Origin of the sequence: Streptomyces sp. HNM0574 (assembly GCF_012726235.1) — a bacterium.
GTDB lineage: Bacteria > Actinomycetota > Actinomycetes > Streptomycetales > Streptomycetaceae > Streptomyces.
Map to the genome: position 1 here is coordinate 1 of NZ_JAASAH010000023.1, position 19,349 is coordinate 19,349.

General features: G+C 72.4%; 15 protein-coding genes. 8 read left to right on the forward strand and 7 right to left on the reverse strand.

Annotated elements, in window-relative coordinates; genetic code table 11:
• Positions 1–37: 37 nt before the first annotated feature.
• Entirely contained in the window at positions 38–1,099 is a 1,062-nt protein-coding gene (locus tag HCC30_RS26805; RefSeq protein ID WP_169445494.1) for a PRC and DUF2382 domain-containing protein, read from the reverse strand.
• A gap of 315 nt (positions 1,100–1,414) precedes the next feature.
• On the opposite strand from HCC30_RS26805, the gene HCC30_RS26810 reads away from it, so the two are divergent.
• Complete coding sequence (locus HCC30_RS26810) at positions 1,415–2,215, forward strand: VOC family protein (RefSeq protein WP_169445495.1); 801 nt, start codon at positions 1,415–1,417, stop codon at positions 2,213–2,215.
• 109 nt (positions 2,216–2,324) lie between these two features.
• Positions 2,325–3,992: an NAD(P)/FAD-dependent oxidoreductase gene (locus HCC30_RS26815; RefSeq protein ID WP_169445496.1), complete on the forward strand. Its 1,668-nt coding sequence runs from the start codon at positions 2,325–2,327 to the stop codon at positions 3,990–3,992.
• On the opposite strand, the gene HCC30_RS26820 is transcribed toward HCC30_RS26815, so the two are convergent.
• The 3 genes from HCC30_RS26820 to HCC30_RS26830 all read right to left on the reverse strand — a co-directional run bounded on the left by HCC30_RS26820 (position 3,989) and on the right by HCC30_RS26830 (position 7,820).
• Entirely contained in the window at positions 3,989–5,677 is a 1,689-nt protein-coding gene (locus tag HCC30_RS26820) for a hypothetical protein (protein WP_169445497.1), read from the reverse strand. The genes HCC30_RS26815 and HCC30_RS26820 overlap by 4 nt on opposite strands.
• 206 nt (positions 5,678–5,883) lie before the next feature.
• Positions 5,884–6,153 (reverse strand): DUF1876 domain-containing protein, encoded by a 270-nt coding sequence (locus HCC30_RS26825; RefSeq protein WP_169445498.1) that lies wholly within the window; start codon positions 6,151–6,153, stop codon positions 5,884–5,886.
• 80 nt (positions 6,154–6,233) lie between these two features.
• Positions 6,234–7,820, reverse strand: a complete 1,587-nt coding sequence (locus HCC30_RS26830; protein ID WP_169445499.1) for a serine/threonine-protein kinase — start codon at positions 7,818–7,820, stop codon at positions 6,234–6,236.
• A gap of 290 nt (positions 7,821–8,110) precedes the next feature.
• Between HCC30_RS26830 and HCC30_RS26835 the strand changes: the two genes are divergently transcribed.
• From HCC30_RS26835 to HCC30_RS26850, 4 genes are all read left to right on the forward strand, one after another.
• Entirely contained in the window at positions 8,111–8,518 is a 408-nt protein-coding gene (locus tag HCC30_RS26835; protein WP_169445500.1) for a hypothetical protein, read from the forward strand.
• Positions 8,515–10,662, forward strand: coding sequence for a tetratricopeptide repeat protein (locus tag HCC30_RS26840; protein ID WP_169445501.1), 2,148 nt, complete (start codon positions 8,515–8,517; stop codon positions 10,660–10,662). Before HCC30_RS26835 ends, HCC30_RS26840 begins: the two co-directional genes overlap by 4 nt.
• A 458-nt stretch (positions 10,663–11,120) precedes the next feature.
• A complete protein-coding gene (locus HCC30_RS26845) occupies positions 11,121–12,074 on the forward strand; it encodes a hypothetical protein (RefSeq protein ID WP_169445502.1) in 954 nt (317 codons plus the stop codon).
• 70 nt (positions 12,075–12,144) lie between these two features.
• The gene (locus HCC30_RS26850) at positions 12,145–12,339 is read left to right on the forward strand and encodes a hypothetical protein (protein ID WP_169445503.1); all 195 of its coding nucleotides are present in this window, start codon (positions 12,145–12,147) and stop codon (positions 12,337–12,339) included.
• 99 nt (positions 12,340–12,438) lie between these two features.
• On the opposite strand, the gene HCC30_RS26855 is transcribed toward HCC30_RS26850, so the two are convergent.
• Positions 12,439–13,221: a polysaccharide deacetylase family protein gene (locus HCC30_RS26855; RefSeq protein WP_169445504.1), complete on the reverse strand. Its 783-nt coding sequence runs from the start codon at positions 13,219–13,221 to the stop codon at positions 12,439–12,441.
• A gap of 312 nt (positions 13,222–13,533) precedes the next feature.
• Here HCC30_RS26855 and soxR point away from each other — a divergent pair, with 312 nt between their 5' ends.
• Both soxR and HCC30_RS26865 read left to right on the forward strand, forming a co-directional pair.
• Positions 13,534–13,992, forward strand: a complete 459-nt coding sequence (gene soxR, locus HCC30_RS26860; RefSeq protein ID WP_169445505.1) for a redox-sensitive transcriptional activator SoxR — start codon at positions 13,534–13,536, stop codon at positions 13,990–13,992.
• A 212-nt stretch (positions 13,993–14,204) separates the two neighbouring features.
• Positions 14,205–15,740, forward strand: coding sequence for an amino acid permease (locus HCC30_RS26865; RefSeq protein WP_169445506.1), 1,536 nt, complete (start codon positions 14,205–14,207; stop codon positions 15,738–15,740).
• Positions 15,741–15,988: 248 nt separating this feature from the next.
• Here HCC30_RS26865 and HCC30_RS26870 read toward each other — a convergent pair whose 3' ends face one another.
• Together HCC30_RS26870 and HCC30_RS26875 are read right to left on the reverse strand one after the other, a co-directional pair.
• Entirely contained in the window at positions 15,989–16,855 is an 867-nt protein-coding gene (locus HCC30_RS26870; RefSeq protein WP_240979933.1) for an SGNH/GDSL hydrolase family protein, read from the reverse strand.
• Positions 16,856–17,000: 145 nt separating this feature from the next.
• Positions 17,001–18,509, reverse strand: a complete 1,509-nt coding sequence (locus tag HCC30_RS26875; protein WP_169445507.1) for an FG-GAP-like repeat-containing protein — start codon at positions 18,507–18,509, stop codon at positions 17,001–17,003.
• Positions 18,510–19,349 lie beyond the last annotated feature (840 nt).

Below are 19,349 nucleotides of genomic sequence, written 5' to 3' on the forward strand. Positions count from 1 at the left end.
CCCGCCCGGACCGCCCGGATCTCTCCCCCGGGCCGGGTCAGCGGAACTCGCCGGGGCCCTTGCGGCCGGTGCCGCCCTCGCCCTCGCCCTTGCCGCGGGCGCCGCGGGTGCCCTGGGTGCCGTCGTCGAACTCGGCCTCCTCCTTGCGGACCTCGGTGGAGACCTCGCGCTGCTCGGTCACGCGCTCCGTCTCGATGCGGACGCGCTCGTACGGCACCGACGTCTTGCTGACGACGGGCCGCTCCTCGTGCAGCGTGATCTCGATCTGCCCGTCCTTCAGCTCGCCCGCCTGGCCCGCGCGGGCCTCCTCGCCGGTGAGCTTCTCGCGGGTGACGTGGACCTCCTCGTGGCTGACGGGGACGGTGCGCTTCACCTCTTCGGTGACGACGTGCTTGCTGAGCCTGGCGTGACCGCTCTCGTACTCCTCGGTGCCGATGTCGACCCGCTCCTCGGAGAGCGTCATCTCGCGCTCCGCCATGGCCTGGTGGGACTCGGTGTCCGGCATCGCGCCGCGGGTGGTGTCCGCGCCCTTGCCCGTACCGGCGTCCGCCGCGGTGCCCTCGCCCTTCGCCGAGGTGTCCTCGCGGCCGCGGCTCATGGCCATCGGCCCGGCGCCGGCTCCGGCGCCCGCCATGGGTTCGCTCGGTCCGGGCGCCGCCGCGTGCCGCGGGCCGCCGCCCATCCGGCCCTCGCCGCCCGTGCCCGCGGTGCCGCGGTTGCCGCTGATACCGCCGGCGACCCCGCCCGCGCCCATGCCGCCGGCCGCCGTGTCCGTGCCGGGACGCGTGCGCCCGTAGTAGCGGTACAGGTCGTTCTCCTCGGCGGCGTCGAGGTGGCTCTCGGCCTCGATCCGGGGGGCGTCCTTGATGCGCTCCTTGGTGTACGGGACGCGCAGCTTGTCGTCCTCCTTCCGCGCGTCCGCGAGCGGAACGAACGTCTCCTTGGAGCCGAACAGCCCGGTGCGCACGGTGACCCACTCGGGCGCTCCACTGGCGTCGTCCTTGTAGACCCGCTGCACCGAGCCGATCTTGTGGCCCTCGCCGTCGACGACGGTCAGACCGTTGAGGTCCTGGGGGCTTCCTCCGAATGGTGTGTCCATGGCGGTTCGCACCTTCCTTTCAGTCACGTGCCGGCAGGAAGAAGCACGCGCTCCTCACATTGCGCGCCGCCGGGAGGACGTCAGCGAGTCGGGCAGGGCGCCCGACGGGGCCGCGTTCCGCACGGGGCCTCCTTTGAGCTGCCGATCCGTCCCCACGGCCACCTCAACGATTACTCCAAACGAGTGAGACGGCATCCGGAGCGCGGCGGTACGCGTCCGCCGCGCTATCCGGAGGGCCGATGTCAGTGCCCGCTGCCATGCTGAGAAGCGCTCGGTGGAAGAGCACCCCTCCGGCACCCACCCCCGAGGAGCACCATGCTGACGACCAACTTCGTTCCCGGGACGCCGAACTGGCTCGACCTCGGCGCCCCCGACACCGACGCCGCCGCGCGCTTCTACATGACGGTCCTCAGCTGGTCGTACGAGCCGCTGCCGGAGGCCGGCGGGTACGGCTTCTTCCGGCTCGACGGCAGCACCGTCGCCGCGCTCGGCCCGCTCACCGAGGAGGGCGCCACCGCCGGCTGGACGCTGTACTTCGCCACCGAGGACGCGGACGCCACCGCCGACGCCGTGCGCGCCGCGGGCGGTTCGGTCCGGGTGGAGCCGGACGACGTCTTCACCGCCGGCCGCCTGGCCGCGTTCACCGACCCGCAGGGCGCGGAGTTCGCCGTCTGGCAGCCCCGGGACATCGGCGGCCTGGAGAAGGTGATGGACCGCGGCAGCATGTGCTGGACGGAGCTGTACACGACGGACGCGGGCGCGGCCAAGTCCTTCTACTCCGCGGTGTTCTCCTGGAGTTACGACGACCAGGAGATGGGCGGCGGCATGACGTACACCCTCGCCTCCTCCCCCGGCGGCGGCGCCGAGGGGGACGCGGCGCAGGGCGGGATGATGACGCTCCCGAAGGAGAACCTGGACGCGGGCTCCCGCCCGGAGTGGCACCCGTACTTCTGCGTCGACGACTGCGACGCCACGTACGCCGCCGCCACCGGGAACGGCGGCTCCACCCTGGTCCCGCCGGTCGACGTGCCGGGCGTCGGCCGCCTGGCGATGGTCCGCGACCCGGCGGGCGCGGTCTTCGGCATCATCATGGGCGACCCCAACTACCAGCTGTGACAGAGGCGTTGGGAGCGCACGGGAGACCGGGGGACGCAGGGCCGTAACCGGGCCCCGCGCCGGCGCGTTCCCTCGGGTGCCCCCTCCTCCCACCCCTGGAGCAGCGCCCGTGCGTACCCGCCCCGCCGCCGTGACGTCCCCCGAGACCGGAACCGGGGAGGTGCCACGCGGTGTGCTGGTGGGCCGGCCGCTGTCGAAGGGCGGACCGGCGGGCGCGTACGACGCGGTGGTGATCGGCTCCGGGGCCGGCGGGCTGACGACGGCGGTCTGCCTGGCCCGGCAGGGGCGGCGGGTGGCCGTGTTCGAGCAGCACTACACCGCGGGCGGCTACACCCACGCCTACCGGCGGCGCGGCTGGGAGTGGGACGTCGGCATCCACTACGTCGGCCAGCTCTCGCCGCGCGAGCCGGTCCGGGTGCTGTCGGACTACCTGACGGGCGGCGCGCTGCGCTGGGCCCCGCTCGGTGACCCCTACGACGAGTACCGGCTGGCGGACGAGGTGCACCGGGCCCCGGTCGGCTTCGCCGCCTACCGGGCCGCCCTGACCGCGCGCTTCCCCGCCGAACGGGCAGGAATCGAGGCGCTGTTCCGGCTGGTCGAGCGGTGCCGCGCGGTACTGCCCGCGCTCGCGCTGGGGCGCCTGTCCGGTCCGGTGGTACGACGGCTGGCCGGCCTGCTGCGGACCGCGGCCGTCCCGGACGAGGCGCGGCGGCCGGCCCGGGAGGTGGTGGCGGGGCTGGTCCGCGACGAGCGGCTGCGGCAGGCGGTGCTCACCCCGAGCGCGCTGCTGCTGGCCGACTCCAGCAGCAGGCTGCCGTTCTTCCTCCTCGCGGTGCTGTTCGAGCACTTCCGGAAGGGCGCCTGGTACCCGGTGGGCGGCAGCGCCGCCATCGCCCGCGCGATGCTCGGCCCGATCCGCGCCGCCGGCGGGGAGGTCTTCGTCCGCGCGCCGGTCGACCGGATCGCGCTGGACGGGTCACGGGCGACGGGCGTGGTCCTGGCGGACGGCACCCGCGTGCACGCCCCGGTGGTGGTCAGCGCGGCCGGCGCCCACCACACCTACCGCACGCTGATGCCCGGCGCGGGAGCCGACCAACTCGACGGCATGCGGCGGGGTTTCCCGTTCGTGCTGCTCTTCCTCGGCCTGGACGGCGACCCGGAGGAACTTGGCCTGCCCCGGCACAACGTGATGGTCACCGACGGCGACGTCGACGCGTTCTTCGATGGCAAGGGCGGGCGCACCAGCGGCCGCTTCCTCTCCTTCTCCTGCGCCAAGGACCCGACCTGGACCGCGCGGCACCCCGGCCGCTCGACCGGCGAGATCCTCGCGTACGTCCGACCGGAGCTGTTCGAGCCCTTCCGCGGACGTCACCGGGACCCGGACTACCTCGCGCTGAAGGCCGAGATCACCGAGGAGCTCCTGGCCCAGCTCCACCGCCAACTGCCCCGCACCGAGGGGCGGGTGGTCTACCACGAGCTCGGCACCCCGCTGACGGCCGAGCACTTCGCCGGCTGGCCCGGCGGCAGCCTGTACGGGCTCGCCAAGGACGTCACCACCTTCGGCGACGGCCGCGCCCCCGGCCGCGCGGACTGGCTGCGCCCGCGCACCGAGGTCGAGGGCCTGTACCTCTCGGGCCAGGACTGCCTGGCCGGCGGCTTCATGGGCGCGGTCACCGGTGGCCTGCTCGCCGCTCACGAAGCCCTCGACCGGACCGGCCGGGCCCGCCTGTGGGCCGGGCTGCTGAAGCGCGGCATCCGGCCGCCGTCGGCCCCCTAGTCGGGCAGGCCGACGACGACGGGCTCCGGGCCGCCACCGGCGGGGACGGCGGCCGGAGTTCCCGGAGTCGGGGCGGGCTCGGGCGCCGGGCCGCCGGGCGCGGCCGTGGCGTCGGCACGGGTGTCGGCGGGAGCTGCGGCGGGGCCGATGCGGACGCGGATCTCGCCGCCGTCCGGGCCCGGCAGGGTGACGGACGGCCAGTCGCGGGCGAACGCGGGCACCTCGCCACCGGCCCAGGGCAGTACGGCGGTCGGCGTCTTCCGGGCCAGTTCGGCCAGGCCCGCGCGGCTGATGCTCCGGTCGTGCCCGTACCAGTTCCGCGAGGAGCAGCCCGCGTAGTGGGCGAGGGGGACGGCGGTGGGGCCGGCGAGCACGCAGGGCGGGCGTACGCCGTGGCGGTGCAGGACCGCGGCGGCCTGCGTCTGGCGTGCGCTCTTGTCCTCGCTGCGCTGCACGGTGCCGGAGAGCACCGCGTACTGCACCACCACGTGCCCGGCCAGCAGCAGGAGTCCGAGCCCGGCGGTGAGGGTGCGCCAGCCGCCGCGTGCGCGGCCGCTCGCGCGGGCGGCGAGTTCACCGGCGGGGATCGCGAGCAGCGCGTAGGCGGGGAGGAGGAAGCGGGGGGCGGCGTAGTGCACGAGGAAGAGGTACGGCACGGCGGTGGACACCGCGGTGACGGCGGCGACGACGGAGGCCGGGGCGCGTCCGGCGCGGGACGCGGCGGCGATCCCGGCGACGGTCAGCAGGGGCAGCGCGATCCACCACAGTCCGGTGAGGGGCTGCTGCCAGGGCACGTCGCAGGGGCGGCACAGCGTCCGGCCCTCCAGCCCGCGCAACTGGTCGGCGAAGGCGAGGTTCCAGCTGAGCCCGCCCTGGATCTCCCCGGCGCGGTGCAGCCTCTCCAGCGGCCCGCCGTAGTGCGCGTACGCCTCCGCGATCCACGGCGCGCAGCCGAGCGCGAGCGCGAGCACCATCACCACCAGCCCGGCCGGACGGCGCAGCCCGGGGACGAGCAGCCCCGCGACGAACAGCGGCAGGGTCAGCCACATCGCGTCGGAGGGGCGCATCAGCGCGACGAGGGCGACGGAGAGGCCGAGTCCGGCGAGCGCGCCGCGGTCCGGCCCGGGCAGCCGGGCCAGCCCGTAGGCGCCGCCGGGCGGTGGCCCGTAGTGGGTCCAGGGGCGGGAGGCGGCGAGGCGGAGGAAGCAGCCGACGGCGGCGAGGGCAGCCAGCGCGCACCACAGGTTGGGCATCACGCGCGGGCCGTAGTAGAGCGTCACCCACAGCCCGCAGAACAGCGCGCCGCCCCAGCCGAGCACGGCCGGCGGGACGAGCCTGCGCCACACCCACAGCGCGAGGAACACCCCGACGGCGGAGAGCAGCGCGAACCAGAGCCGGAGCGCGAGCGTGGAGGAGGTCAGCACGGTGACGGGCGCCGCGAGGTAGCTGATGCCGCGGGCGCGGGGCGCGCTGAAGAAGGCGGCGGGTCCGTCGTGGACCTGGCTGACGTAGACCGTCTCGTCCCAGCCGAGCCCCGATCCGGGGACGACGAGGACGAGTTGCGCGAGGAGGTAGGCGCCGGCGACGCCGCCCACGGTGAGCAGCGCCCGGCGCGGGCGCTGGAAGGGACGTGGCCCGAGGATCGGGCCGGGAAGCACGTGCGTCGTCTCGGGCAGTACGTGCATTCCTTACCTCACCGGATGCGGAGGGCGGGCAGTGCTGACGGGGTGACCGGCGCGGGCGGGCGGTGCGGCATCGCCCCGCGCGGTGTGATCTACGTCTAACACTCAGAACGGTTGCGCCCGGACATATCCGGCTCCGGTGTGCTCCGATTCGCCCGCGGGGCCGCACGGATGTCCGTGCGGCCCCGCGGGGTGGAAACCGGTCCTGGTCACAGCGCCAGGTGGGCCTTGAGGTGGGTCACCTCCTCGATCTCGGAGCCCGCCTTGTTCATCAGCTGATGCGCGAGATCGTTGAGGCAGCGGGCAGCCGCGAGCTCCTCACCGACGCGTGGTTGTTCCTGGTCGTCGGGGTGCCGTATCGCCTCGCCGCGGGCGCGCATCTCCGTGCCGTCCTGGAGTCTGACCATGGCCGCGCATTCGGTCCTGTGGCCGATCTCCTGGAACTCCATCTCGATGTGCCATCCGACGATCGTCTGCATGGTGCACACCTCCGTACGTCCGCTTCCTCCTTCCAGCGTGCACCCGACCGGCGGACGGCGGCATCAGCGAGGGGGCGTGCCTACTCGGGCGGCTCGAAGGTGTCCACGACCTGCTCGAAGAGCCGGTCGCCCCCGGCGTCGGCCTCGCCGTTCAACGTCTCCCAGTCCAGGGCGATCTTCCAGACGTGGCCGCCGCTCTCCGGGTAGTACAGCTCCTTCTTGCGGCGGAGCGCGGTGCCCTCGCCGTCCGGGCGGCGGGTGTACGTGAGGACCTTGCAGTCCCGCCCGTTCACCTCCCGGTCCGTGACGGTGACCTGCGAGTTCTCGTACTCGGACGTGTACTTGTCGAACCACCACTGGGCACGCCGCGTCGGGGACACGTCCTGCGGGGCGCCGTCGGTGTCCCCGCGGAAGAGGAGGAACTCCTGGTGGTACTTGCCGCTTTCGACGCGGTAGGCCGTGGCCTCGCCCTTCAGGGACTGCTGGAGGTCCGGCGGGATGTCCTGCTCGTACTCGTACTTCGCGGGGAGCGAGAGGCTCGCGCCGAGGTAGTCGTGCGACTCCCAGTCCGAGGGCGGCCCGGACCCGCCGGGGCCCAGCACCGCGGTCACCACGCCGCCGGCGACGACGGCGGAGGTCAGCGCCGCGAGGACCACGTTCCGCCGGCCGTGCCGGCCGACGACCGCGGAGCCCCCGGTCTCCGCGTCCCCCGAGCGGGTGGCGACCGAGGTCGTGGCCGGTGCCGCGACGCCCTCCAGGACGGAGACGATCTCCCCGCTGGACGGGCGCTCGTCCGGCTCCTTGCGCAGCAGCTCCGTGATCAGCGGGCCGAGCGCGCCCGCCCGGGACGGCGCCGGCGGGTCGTCGAAGAGCACCGCGTGCCAGGCCGCCTGCTGCACGTCGCGGTGGAACGGGGCGACGCCCTGGACCGCCCGGTACAGCAGCGCGCCGACCGAGAAGAAGTCCGAGGCGGGGCCCGGCACCCGGCCGCGTACGCGTTCCGGAGCGGTGTACTCCGGTGAGCCGACGAAGGCGTTGCTCTGGGTCAGCGCGGCCTCGCCCTCGATGCGGGCGATGCCGAAGTCGGTGAGCACCACGCGTCCCGCCGGGCCGAGCATGATGTTCGCCGGTTTCACGTCCCGGTGCAGGATGTCGCGCGCGTGCGCGGCGGCCAGCGCCCGGACGACGGGCAGCGCGATCCGGGCGGCCTCGGGCGGGGTCAGCACGCCCTCGGCCAGCACGTCCGCGAGCGACCTGCCGTGGATCAGCTCCATGACGATCCACGGCCGCCCGTCCACCGACACCACGTCGTGGATGCCGACCACCGAGGGATGCTCGATCCGCGCGGCGGCCCGTGCCTCCCGCTCCAGGCGGGCGAAGACGGTGTCCCGGAACTCGTCGGGCACCCCCTCGGGCAGCCGGGGCTCCTTCACCGCGACGTCGCGGGCGATGACCTCGTCGTGCGCCTTCCACACGGTGCCCATGCCGCCCTGGCCGAGCCGTTCCACGAGGCGGTACCGGTCACCCAGCAACCGGCCGGGGCCGGGCGCTCCCCCGCCCCCCGGCCCGGGGTCCTGCCCGGGGACGGTGGCCGGTCTGGCCCGCCGCTCCTCGTCCCCGCCGCTCCCGTCACGTCCCGCGCGTCCGGCTCCCCACGTCTCACTCATCCCGCAACATCATGCCCGCCCCGGGCAGTTGGCAGGACCCTTTCCGCAGGTATGGCCGAACCCCACCCCGAGCCACGCGCGGCGCGTGCGCCGGGGCGGGTGGGGGTGCCGGTTGCCGCCGGGGCGCCCGCCCATTCGACGTGGCGGGGAGCCGGCCCCGCCCCAGGAACGCCCGTGCCATCCGTGGAGGGCTGACCTAGAGTGAAACGCCGCACGCAAGTGGAGCGCATGACCCAGGAGTTGCGCAGCGGCGGCAGGCCGGCGCACCGAATCGGAGACGCGGGGGCACAGTGGACGCGGAGATCGCCGCACTGGCGGCAACGGCCGGAAGCGCACTCGTCACGCAACTGACCACGGAGGCGTGGCAGGGCGCCAGAGACCGGTTCGTCGCGCTCTGGCGGCGGGCCAGGCCCGAGCGGGCCGAGGGCCTCGCCGCCGAGATCGAGGCGACCCGCGACGACCTGCTCGCCGCCGACGAGGCGGGCGACCCGGACACCGCCCCCGAGCTCAGCGCCGAGTGGCAGGGCCGCATCCGCCGCCTGCTCGCCGCGCGGCCGGACGTCGCCGACGAACTGCGCACGCTGCTCGAGGAGTTGGCGCCACCGCAGGCACCAGCGGCCGTGACGCAGACGGCCACCGCCTCCGGCTCGGCCCGGGTGTACCAGGCCGGCCGCGACCTGCACCTCGGTCCGCGGTGAACGGCGGCCGGTACGACGGGCACGCCGACGGCCAGGGGCGGGTCTACCAGGCCACCGGCGACCAGCACATCGTCGAGCACCACCACCACGCCGAGTCCGCGTGGAAGGGCACCGACTCCGTACGGCACCCCGCCGTGGGCCGCGCCCCCGTCACCCTGCGCGACCGTACGGAGCTGATGGAGCGGCTGCGCCCCGTCCTCGCCGCGGAGCAGGGCGGGCAGGTGTACGTCCTGCACGGGCTCGGCGGCTGCGGCAAGACCGCCGTCGCGTACGCCCTGTTCCGCCACGCCACGGACCGGGGCCGGCTCGGCCTGTGGGTGAACGCCTCGGACCCGGCCTCGCTGCGCTCCGGCATGCTCGCCGTCGCCGCCGACCGGGGCGCGGGCGACGGTGAACTCCAGGCGGCGCGCAGCGGGTTACGGGCCGCCGCCGACCTGGTGTGGGGGCGGCTGGACGCCTCCGACGCACCCTGGTTCCTCGTCCTCGACAACGCCGACGACCCGTCCGTGCTCCGCGACGGCGGCTGGCTGCGCAGCAGCCCGCGCGGCACCGTCCTCGTCACCAGCCGTCAGGCGGGGCCGCACTGGTGGCCCGGCGCCGAGCTCCTGCACGTCGGCGTGCTGCCCCGGGAGGACGCGGCGCGGGTGCTGTGCGACCTGGCGCCGGAGGCCGGCACCGAGGAGGAGGCAGCCGCCGTCGCCGACCGGCTCGGGCGGCTCCCGCTGGCCCTGACCCTCGCCGGAGGCTTCCTCTCCCACCAGGTGCTCAGCCCGTGGACGATGTCCGAGTACGGCCGGAACCTGGAAGGCGGCCCCGGCGACCCCATCGAACTCCTCGACCAGGGCGCCGTGGCCGCGGCGTACGGCACCGACTCGCGCCACCTGGTCAGCCGCACCTGGGAACTCTCCCTCACCGCCCTCGTCGACCAGGGCACCCCCGAGGCCGTCACCCTGCTCCGCCTCCTGTCCTGCTGGGCGGGCGACCCGCTCCCCCTGACGCTCCTCTCCGGCGCCGACCTCGGCCCCCAACTCCCCGCCCACCGGCTGGACGTGGCCCTCCGCGGCCTCCTCGACCAGTCCCTCACCACCCTCACCCCCGGCACCCCCCGCAGCCTCCGCACCCACGGCGTCCTCCTCGACAGCGTCGCCCGCGGCACCCCGGACGACCAGCGGGAACAACTCGCGTCCACAGCGGCGGGGCTGCTGCTGTCGATGCTGCCGGAGGTACCCGAACGGGGCCCGTACGACCCGGGACTGGCCCTGCTCGCACCGCACGCCCTGGCCCTGCTGCGCCGCTGCGCGCACAGCACAGCAGTCAGCACGACCACCACGTCCCGCGCCGCCGACGCCACCCACCGCCTCGCCACCGCCCTCCACCGCACGGGCGACTACGCGGCAGCACTGAGCCTCGGCGAGGCGGCCGCGGACCTCACGGGCGCCCGCCTGGGCGAGGAGGACGCGTGGACGCTGCGGCTCCGCATCCGGGCAGCGCGCTCGGTACACCGCACCGGCCGCTTCGAGGAGGCGGAACGACGGCTGCGCGCCCTACTGGCCGAGTGCGAGCGGGTGTTGGGACCGAAGGCGCTGGAGACGCTGGAGTGCTGTGAGCGGCTGGGGGTGGCGCTGCACGTGCTCGGCGACACCGGCGAAGTGGCCGGGCTGATCCGCCGCTCGGCCGAGGGACGGGCCGAAGTCCTGGGCCCGCAGAACCCGTTGGTGCTCTACTCCCGCGCGGTACGCCTGGCGGTCCTCCAGGGGGCGGATCTGGAGGAGGAGGTGCGCTCCGCGCCCGCCGTCCTCGACAACTGCACCCGGCTGCTGGGCGAGGAGCACCCCGTCACCCTGACCGTACGGCTCAACCTCGGCCACGCCCTGTTCGTCCTCGACCGGCCCGACGAGGCCCTGCCCCTAGCCCTCGCGAGCTTCGCCCGCTTCACCGAACACTTCGGCGCCGAGTACCCCCTCACCATCGCCGCCCACTCTCTCCTCAGCCGCACCCTCTTCGCCGCCGGCCACACCACCGAGGCCATCCGCCACGGCGAACAGGTGGCCACCTCCCGCTTCCAGGCCCTGGGCCCCGACCACCCCTGGACAGCCAACGACGAACGACGCCTCGCTGAGTATCGCGAGGCGGGTGGGGAGTGAGGCACCCTCTGAAAATGGCGATGAGCTCCCAAAGTGCGAACACCCAGATAATGCCCTGTCGAGCTGCGATGTTACGGTCACGATATGACCACTAGCGCTTGACCGATAGGGAGAGTTGAATTGTCGGGAGCGTCGAACATCGACAGCACTCACTCTCTTCGCGAAGCAGGCAACTGGGCAATCCAGATATCCGGCCGCCTGCGAAGAATGGGCAGCTACCCCGAGAAGGAAACCGGGGTAGCTGCCGATTCACTTTCTGGAGGGAACTGGGGAGGGAGCATCGGAGGGTCTCTTCGACTCCTTTCCGATACCTGGGGGGACAAGTCTCGAAGATTGGCCGCCACATGCAATTCTTTCGGTGACCGGTGCACCAGGACTGCGGACTCCTATTCGGAAACGGAGAAGGCCAATACCGAAGCAGCTTCAACGGTTCACCAGCAGATGAAGGCTGACTTCGGATGAGCATCACTTACGCACAGCTGTACCATCTCAACCTCTCGAAGCTCGATGCCGCGATCGAAACGTGGCGAAACACCACGACCCACCTCAAGGGCATCAGCAACGACTACACGACGGACGTCGGACCGTCGTACCGCACAGCTGGATGGGCAAGCGCTGACGGTGCCAGCGCAAAGGCCGACAAGCAGTACGGGGACATCGAGAAGGAAATCGACGATGCGCACGGCATCGCAAAGGCGACCCATGCCAACCTGCAGGAAATACGAGAGCGACTCCACTCCCTGCGGGAAAGCCTTCGCCACCTTGCCGACGTAGAAGCCGCGGAACAGAACCTGCGAGTCAGCGCGACCGGGGCTGTTTCACCGGCGGCGGACGGGCACGGAGATCAGCCCGACCAGTCCGCTGTCGACGCCTTCGCCGCCAGAATATCGAGAACCCTCAGCGACGCGACTCAAGCCGACGCGGATGCCGCAGCCACGATCGCAAAAAATATCTCCGGAGGCGGGAACGGATTCCAGAGCAGCCCGAACGGTGATATATCAAAACCCGATGATGCCGTAGCCGACTACACGCCTCCCGGCATGTTCGGCAGTAAGACGATCAAACCTGCGGTAGAGTTTCTCAGCTTCCGCCCCTGGATCAACTCGTTCGACCACCTGATTCATGGCGAGTTCCCGGAAGCGTGGGACGACTTCCTCGGAGGAGTCCCGTCCTTCGCCGCCGGTGAAGCCAGCGGAGCCCTGAACGACAAGTACGGCGGGGGCTCCGGAAAGCATCGCAAGCTCACCCCGCTGAACAAACTCGGGATCGCGGGCGGGAAAATATTCTCTGCCCCAGTGGGTGTTGTCGCCACAGTGGTCGATTTCGTCTACACCCCTGCTCGGGAACCCGAAGAGAAAGAGCAGCAGACAAACACGCTGGCGCCCAAGGCGCCCAGCGGGAAAGTGAGTTGACGTGCGATCCCGTGCTTCTTCCTCCGGGCGTCACACAGGAGAACGACACGAGCGGGACGGAGGGACCCCCGTGCTGCTGGGGCTGCTGCGACCGACTGGATCCCGCGCACTCGTACTCGGTGCGCTGATGACGGTGGGCGGGATCGCTGGATCAGTGGTGACACTGACCGGCGGCAAGGGTCTCGGTATCGCAGCAGTTCAGGCGATCGTGGGGCTGGCGGGAATGGGCATCCTCACTTCCTGCCTGCTGGCCATGAAGAAGTGAACGCATGCGCTCCGTGCGTACCGGACTTGGAGAAAGCGCACGGGCACCTCAGCAAAAGGGCCGTGGCGGAGCACCTCCCCGACCGAGCCACGAGCCCCCTCACCCCTCCGGAAACGTAAACCCGTACCCCTCCCCCTTGAACCAGGGGATCAACTGTCGCAGCGCGTCGTACGACTGAGCCCGGTCGCCGCCGCCGTCGTGGAGCAGGACGACCTGGGCGCCGGTGGTGACCTGTTGTTGGACGGTGCGGACGATGGTGGCGGTGCCGGGGAGGCGCCAGTCGTTGGAGTCGGCGGTCCAGCCGAGGGGGCGCATGCCGTGGGCGGCGGCGTAGTGGCGGCTGTCGGGGGTGAAGGCGCCGCCGGGGGCGCGGTAGTAGGGGACGGGGGCGCCGCCGGACGCCTTGTCGATCATGCGGCGGGCGTCGCGGATCTCGGACTCGCGGTACGCCTGGGCCTTGCCGTCCTCGCCCTGGTCCATGGCCGTGTCGTGGTGCACGGAGTGGTTGCACAGCCGGTGGCCCTCGTCGACGATCCGGCGGACAAGGCCGGGGTTGGCCTCGGCGTTGGGGCCGATGAGGCAGAACGTGGCCTTGATGCCGTAACTGTCCAGCAGGTCGAGCACCTTGGGGGTCCACACGGGGTGGGGGCCGTCGTCGAGGGTGAGCGCGACGTTCCGGAAATCGCCCTCGACCCCGTGGGATATGGAGCGCGCCGTCGGCTTCGGCTCGGCCTTCTCCCGCGCCTTCCGTTCGGCGCGCCGCTCTTCCTGCTGCTGGGCCTGCGCCTGCTCCTTCGGGCCGGCCGATCCCGCGTGGCCCTGGCCCTGTACGGCCAGACCCAGCAGGAGCCCCAGCAGCGCCGTTCCCGTACCCGTCGCCATGGCCACGGCGCTGGGCCGCGGAACCCGCCTCTTGTACACGCCTGCAACCTCTTGCCTGAATTACCGGACTTGCCACATGTTCAGACCTCGCGGAAGGGCAGAAGGTTCCCTTTTGCGTACGACGGGCGGGCGAGATCAACGTCACAACAGGGGCTTCGGGGGCCGCAGCCCGCCGTAGGGCGGATGTGCGGCGTTCGCTGTCGAAAACGTCACCCGGTCTCCGCTCAACCCCCCGGCCGGGCGGACCGTGCGGCCGGGATCCGCGGGCCCAACTCGTCGCCGTTGTCCGGGCGTTGGCGTATCGTCCCGGGCATGCCGAACGCCCACACCCTGCTCACCGTCGGGGAAGCGGCACACCGCAGCGGAGCGACGATCGCCGCCCTGCACCACTACGAATCGCTCGGCCTGCTCACGCCGCACCGCACGACGGGCAACCAGCGCCGCTACCCCCGCCACCTGCTGCGCCGCATCGCGCTGATCCGGATGGCGACCAGCGTCGGCATCCCGCTCGCCGAGGTCCGCGAGGCGCTCGCCGGGCTGCCCGAGGACCGGGCCCCCAACCGTGCCGAGTGGGAGCACCTCACGGGGCTGTGGCGGGAGGCGATCGACGAGCGGCTGGCGACGCTCCAGCAGCTGCGCAGCCAGTTCGTGGAGTGCATCGGCTGCGGCTGCCTGTCCATGGCCCGCTGCTCGATCGTCAACCCGGACGACCGGCAGGCTCCCCCGCCGCCGGAACGGCCCACCCGCGGACGGCGCCGTTCCGGAAGCTGACACCCACTCCGGAATCCGACGCTCCGGACGCCGTCGTGGCGTTGCGCCGCGGCAGGCCGTCCGAGCTGGAACCTGAACGTTACGTACCCGCGAACACAGCGGACGTGTTCCACGGTACGACTCGGACAGGTGAGCGCACGCGGGTGCTTGACTCACCTCAGGAGCAGGCCGGGAGACCCCCGGCAGTCTGGGAGAAGGAGCGTTCCGAACTCATGCAACCACCGACAACCGGGCCGGCGGACGGTCCCGGAGACCCCGCCGTGGACCTCTCCGGCGACACCGGAACCGCGACCGCCGGAACAGGTGCAGCCTCCGGCGGCTCCGGGGAACCCGGTGACTCCGGAACCTACAAACGGGCGCTGGGCACCCGGCAGATCCAGATGATCGCCATCGGCGGCACCATCGGCACCGGCCTCTTCCTCGGCGCCGGTACCGCGATCTCGCAGGCCGGGCCGAGCCTCATCATCTGGTACATCATCGCCGGAACGATCCTCTTCCTCGTCATGCGGGCGCTCGGCGAACTCCTCACCCACCGCCCCGTGGCGGGCAGCTTCGCGGAGTACGCGCGCACCTTCCTCGGCCCCTTCTGGGGCTACGCGACGGCGTGGACGTACTGGATCATGTGGGTCACCACCGGCATGGCCGAGATCACGGCGGCCGGACAGTACATCCGCTACTGGTTCCCCGACTTCGCGGAGTGGAAGACGGCGCTGATCTCGCTGATCGTGCTGTTCTTCGTCAACCTCGTCTCGGTGAAGGCGTTCGGCGAGCTGGAGTTCTGGTTCGCGCTGATCAAGGTGCTCGCGATCGTCGCGATGATCCTGATCGGACTCGCCGTCCTCGTCATCGGGTTCAGCGACGTCGGCGACACCGCCTCGCCGACCCACCTGTGGGCCGACGGCGGCATCGCGCCGAACGGCGTGTGGGACTCGGTGATGACGCTCCAGATCGTGCTCTTCGCCTACCTCGGCGTGGAGCTCGTCGGCGTCACGGCCGGTGAGGCCAAGGACCCGCAGAAGAACATCCCGCGCGCCATCAACAGCCTGCCGCTGCGCTTCGGCCTGTTCTACGTCGGCACGCTGCTGGTGATCCTGTCCGTCGTCAGCTGGTCCGAATTCGGGCCCGGAGTCAGCCCGTTCGTCGCCGCGTTCGGGAAGATCGGCATCCCGGCGGCCGCGGGCATCGTCAACTTCGTGGTGCTCACCGCCGCGCTGTCCTCCTGCAACGCGGGCGGCCTGTACTCGACGGCGCGCATGCTGCGCACCGCCTCCGTCAACGGCCACGGCCCGCGCCCGCTCGCCAAGATGACGGGACGCGGGGTGCCGGCGCTGGCGCTGTTCGTCTCGGCCTGCGTGATGGGGCTCGGCGTGTGGGTCAACGCCGTCGACCCGGACAACGCGTTCGTCTACATCACGTCCGTCTCCACCGGCGGCGCGATCATGGTGTGGAGCGTCATCCTCGTGACGCACCTGCGGTACCGCCGCGCCGTCGCCGCCGGCACGGCCACCGCCTCGCACTACCGGATGCCGGGCGCCCCGTACACCAACTGGCTGGCGCTCACCTTCTTCGCGCTGGTCAGCGCCCTGATCGTGTACAACACCGAGACGCGGGTCGCGGTGTACGTGATGGGCGTCTGGGTCATCTTCCTGCTGATCGGCTACGCGGTCCTGCGCCGCGGGGCGAAGGCCTCCGGCACCCTCCCGACCCAGGCCACCGCCCCACCCACCCTCACCAAGGACTCCGACTGACGCACTCCCCGCGCCCCTGACAAGGGGCGCGGGGAACTGCGCGAACGGCCACGGCGGCGGGGTGATCCGGTGACGGCATGGAGCACCCTGCGCCGGGGCTGAGGCGCTGCGCTTGCCAGCCCTGCGCCTAGGCGCAGACCTCCCAAGCGGGGCGAGCCCGCGACAAGGGGCGCGGAGAACTGCGCAAAACCCCGAGCCACGACGGCGCCGCCCCCGGAAACGTAAGCGCACCCCGCACCGGGGCGCCCCTACAGCGGCCCCAGATCCGGCCGCTTCGGCTCCACGGAATCCCCCGAGGACTCCCCCCGCAGCCGCCTGCCGATCCACGGCAGCAGATACTGCCGCGCCCACCGCAGATCCTCACCGCGCGCACTCCCGTGCGCCGGCGCCGACGGCTCGGGCCACGGCACGTCCGCCTCGCCCGGCTCCACCCCGTCCACCCCCAGCAGCTCCGCACAGCGCAGCGCCACGCGCCGGTGCCCGTCCGGGGAGAGGTGCAGCCGGTCCTCGTCCCAGGCCCGCGAGTCCTGCACCGGACGCAGGGACCACAGGTCGAGCACCGGGCACCCGTGCCGGTCCGCGACGGCCCGCAGCAGCTCGTTGTACGTGGCGATCCGGCCGCGCAGATGCCGCAGCACGGGGAACTCGCGGGTGTCGAAGCCGGTGCACACCACCACCGTGCCGACGGTGGTGAGGAGTTCGGCGAGCGCCGCCTCGTACTGTTCCGCGAGCGCGTCCGGGTCCGAGCCCGGGCGCAGGATGTCGTTGCCCCCGGCGCAGAACGTCACCAGCTGCGGGGCGAGTTCGACGGCGCGGGGCACCTGTTCCTCGACGATCGCGCCCAGCAGCCGGCCGCGTACGGCGAGGTTGGCGTAGCGGAATCCGTCGTCCGGGAGCTGGGTGGCGAGGAGGGCCGCGAGGCGGTCCGCCCAGCCGATGAACACCCCGTCCGGGCCGGGGTCGCCGACCCCCTCGGTGAAGCTGTCGCCGATGGCGGCGTAGGAGGTGAAGCGCCGGACCGGGGTGCCGGGATCCGCCGCTGCCGCTGATGCCGTCCGTATACCTGTCCTGCCCGTCCGGCCCGTCCTGGCCGTGCTGCCTGTCATTCCTGTCATGTCCTGTGTCTTATCAGGCAGTTGCCCGGAAAAACCGGGGAGGGGCGGATAGTGACGGGGATCCCTTACGTGACCGCTGGTAACCCCGGTACACACACGACCGCCCCCGCGCACGCGTCGGCGCGGGGGCGGCTCGGGCCGTGGCTCAGCGCACGAAGGTGCCGAAGCGGGCCTTCGCCGTGGGGGCCTGGAGGTCGGCGGGGCCGAAGGCGGCGGCGTTCTTCGTCGTCACGCCGTCGGAGGTGCCGCGGAAGGTCCAGACGGCGCCTGCGGAGGAGTTCTCCGCGGCGGAGGTGACGGCCAGGTCGCGGGTGCCGTCGCCGTCGGTGTCGAGGAGGGAGCAGGCGGCGCCGAACTTGTCGCCCTTCTCGGCGACTCCGGGCACCCCGGGGGTGTTCTGGTGCAGCACCTGGCTGCCCTCGCCGCTGACGCCCTTGCCGGTGCCGCGCAGCAGCGCGACCGAGCCCGCGTCCGTGAGCCCGCTGAAGTCCTCGCCGCTGATGCCGAGGGCGACCTCGGCGCGGCCGTCACCGGTGACGTCGGCCACCGCGACGCAGGAGCCGACCCGGTCGCCCTTCTCCTGGGCGCCGTAGAACCCGGGCAGGCTCTGGTCGAACTCCTGCACCCGGTCGCCGGAGGTCCCCGAGGAGGAGCCGTACGCGACGGTGACCTGCGCGGAGTCGTCGCTGCTGCCGACCACGACGTCGTCGTACCCGTCGCCGTTCACGTCACCCACGTCGGTGGCCGCCTCACCGCCGCTCGAACCGAAGGCGCCGATGCTCGCGCCCCTGGTGAAGCCCGCGGTGCCGCCCATGAGCGTGTGGGTGCCCCATACGCCGTCACCCTCGTACTCCCAGGTCACGATGTCGTCCCGGCTGTCGCCGTTGAGGTCGCCGACGGCCTTCGGGGTGATCGGCCCGCTGACCGAGCGCGGGCCCGAGATGCAGCTGTCGTCCTCCGCGCACGCGGCGCCGTCGCTGCCGTAGCCCCACCACTCGGACTTGTCCATGAAGTCCAGCAGCCCGGCCGGTTCGCCCGCGCGGGACACGGGACCCTTGAACAGGTGCGCGTCCTGCTTCACCGGGTCGTCGCCGCCGACCTCCGCGTCCCCGAAGAGCGCCAGGTCCGTCTTCCCGTCCCCGTCGAAGTCACCGGTCTGCGGCGCGTTCCCCAGGCCGTCGACGGCCGTGCCGCCGGTCAGCCCCTCGGGCGAGCCCCAGAGGATCACGGCACCGGAGGCGCCGTCGGCCGAGCCGATGACGAGGTCACCGTATCCGTCACCGTCCAGATCGCCCTTGCTGAAGCTCTTCCCGAACTGCTGCCCCGCAGCAGCCGATCCGGGCACCCCCGCCGTCGACCGGCTGATCAGCTTCTTGCGGGACGGGTCGGCCCCGTCCGCCGAGCCGTACGTGACGGCCACGTACCCGGCCCGCTCCTTGCCCGAGACGGTGGCACCGGGGGCGCCGACGACGAGATCGGCGTAACCGTCCCCGTCGAAGTCGTCCGCCGCGGGCACCGGCTTCTCCGCCGCCCACGCCCCACCGCTCATCCCCCCGGTGACCAGCAGCGCGGCCGCCACGGCAACCGCCCCACGCGCCGCACCTCTTCGCCCCGGCCCCAGGCCCCGCCCGCCGCTGCGTCGTATCAGTGACATCGAATTTTCCTCCGGTCCTCACGACACGTTCACCCCCTCAGACGCAGAAACCCCGGGGTTGGTTGTAGGGCACGGGGGGAGCTTCGGCCCCAACTGGAGGGTGGGGGTGGGGAGTCGGGGGTGAGGGTGGGCCGGCGGGGGCTCGGGGCGCGGGGAGCGCCCTATGCCATCGGCGGCCTTCATGCATCCGCTGGGGCCGTCTCTGCACGCGCGGGGACCACAACAGCTCCCGCAGGTAGGCGCGTTGACGCTCGGGACCACCCCCGCACGCGCGGGGACCACGCCGGGTGCCCAGGCCGGGTGTGCGGCTTGGTGGGACCACCCCCGCACGCGCGGGGACCACCTTCGTGACCTGCCGGTCTACTGAGCACGCGGCTCGGTTTCTGCAACTTTCGGAGAGTCAACCAAAGAGGACCTTTCCGTAGCTACCAGGCAGCCACTGCGCGCCAAAGCCGACCCCACTCAGTCCGGCAGCCAAGTCACAGGCCTCCGCGATGAGTTGGGACTGCGGGAACCCGGTCGAGTCGGTGCTGTCGTCGCGTTCGCGGAAGGAGCCCCAGGACCCTCAACACCCCCGCCAGCCCGGGGAGTCAGTGGTGCCCGGAGCCGGACTTGAATTCTTCCCGCGTAGCCCTCTGACCAGCGGTGATGCCCTGACCTGCGCTTCCCCTGCCGGGCTCGGTCCCGCTTGGTTCAGCTGGGGACCCGTCGGTGTTCCCGTGGGAACACCGAGCGATCAGCCGTGATGGCTGGGGGAGTGCCGCACCTACCCCTGGGCCACGAAGCTGGCACAGCACTCGCATGAAGGGTAGACACCGTTCATGCGAGCCGTCCAGTGAC

What these genes read in the sequence shown, in the direction of transcription:
- HCC30_RS26820 (WP_169445497.1), bottom strand. Translation starts at nt 5,677, where the DNA reads ATGCACGTACTGCCCGAGACGACGCACGTGCTTCCCGGCCCGATCCTC.
- HCC30_RS26845 (WP_169445502.1), top strand. Translation starts at nt 11,121, where the DNA reads ATGAGCATCACTTACGCACAGCTGTACCATCTCAACCTCTCGAAGCTC.
- HCC30_RS26870 (WP_240979933.1), bottom strand. Translation starts at nt 16,855, where the DNA reads ATGACAGGAATGACAGGCAGCACGGCCAGGACGGGCCGGACGGGCAGG.
- HCC30_RS26830 (WP_169445499.1), bottom strand. Translation starts at nt 7,820, where the DNA reads ATGAGTGAGACGTGGGGAGCCGGACGCGCGGGACGTGACGGGAGCGGC.
- HCC30_RS26810 (WP_169445495.1), top strand. Translation starts at nt 1,415, where the DNA reads ATGCTGACGACCAACTTCGTTCCCGGGACGCCGAACTGGCTCGACCTC.
- HCC30_RS26855 (WP_169445504.1), bottom strand. Translation starts at nt 13,221, where the DNA reads ATGGCGACGGGTACGGGAACGGCGCTGCTGGGGCTCCTGCTGGGTCTG.
- HCC30_RS26805 (WP_169445494.1), bottom strand. Translation starts at nt 1,099, where the DNA reads ATGGACACACCATTCGGAGGAAGCCCCCAGGACCTCAACGGTCTGACC.
- HCC30_RS26825 (WP_169445498.1), bottom strand. Translation starts at nt 6,153, where the DNA reads ATGCAGACGATCGTCGGATGGCACATCGAGATGGAGTTCCAGGAGATC.
- soxR (WP_169445505.1), top strand. Translation starts at nt 13,534, where the DNA reads ATGCCGAACGCCCACACCCTGCTCACCGTCGGGGAAGCGGCACACCGC.
- HCC30_RS26865 (WP_169445506.1), top strand. Translation starts at nt 14,205, where the DNA reads ATGCAACCACCGACAACCGGGCCGGCGGACGGTCCCGGAGACCCCGCC.
- HCC30_RS26875 (WP_169445507.1), bottom strand. Translation starts at nt 18,509, where the DNA reads ATGTCACTGATACGACGCAGCGGCGGGCGGGGCCTGGGGCCGGGGCGA.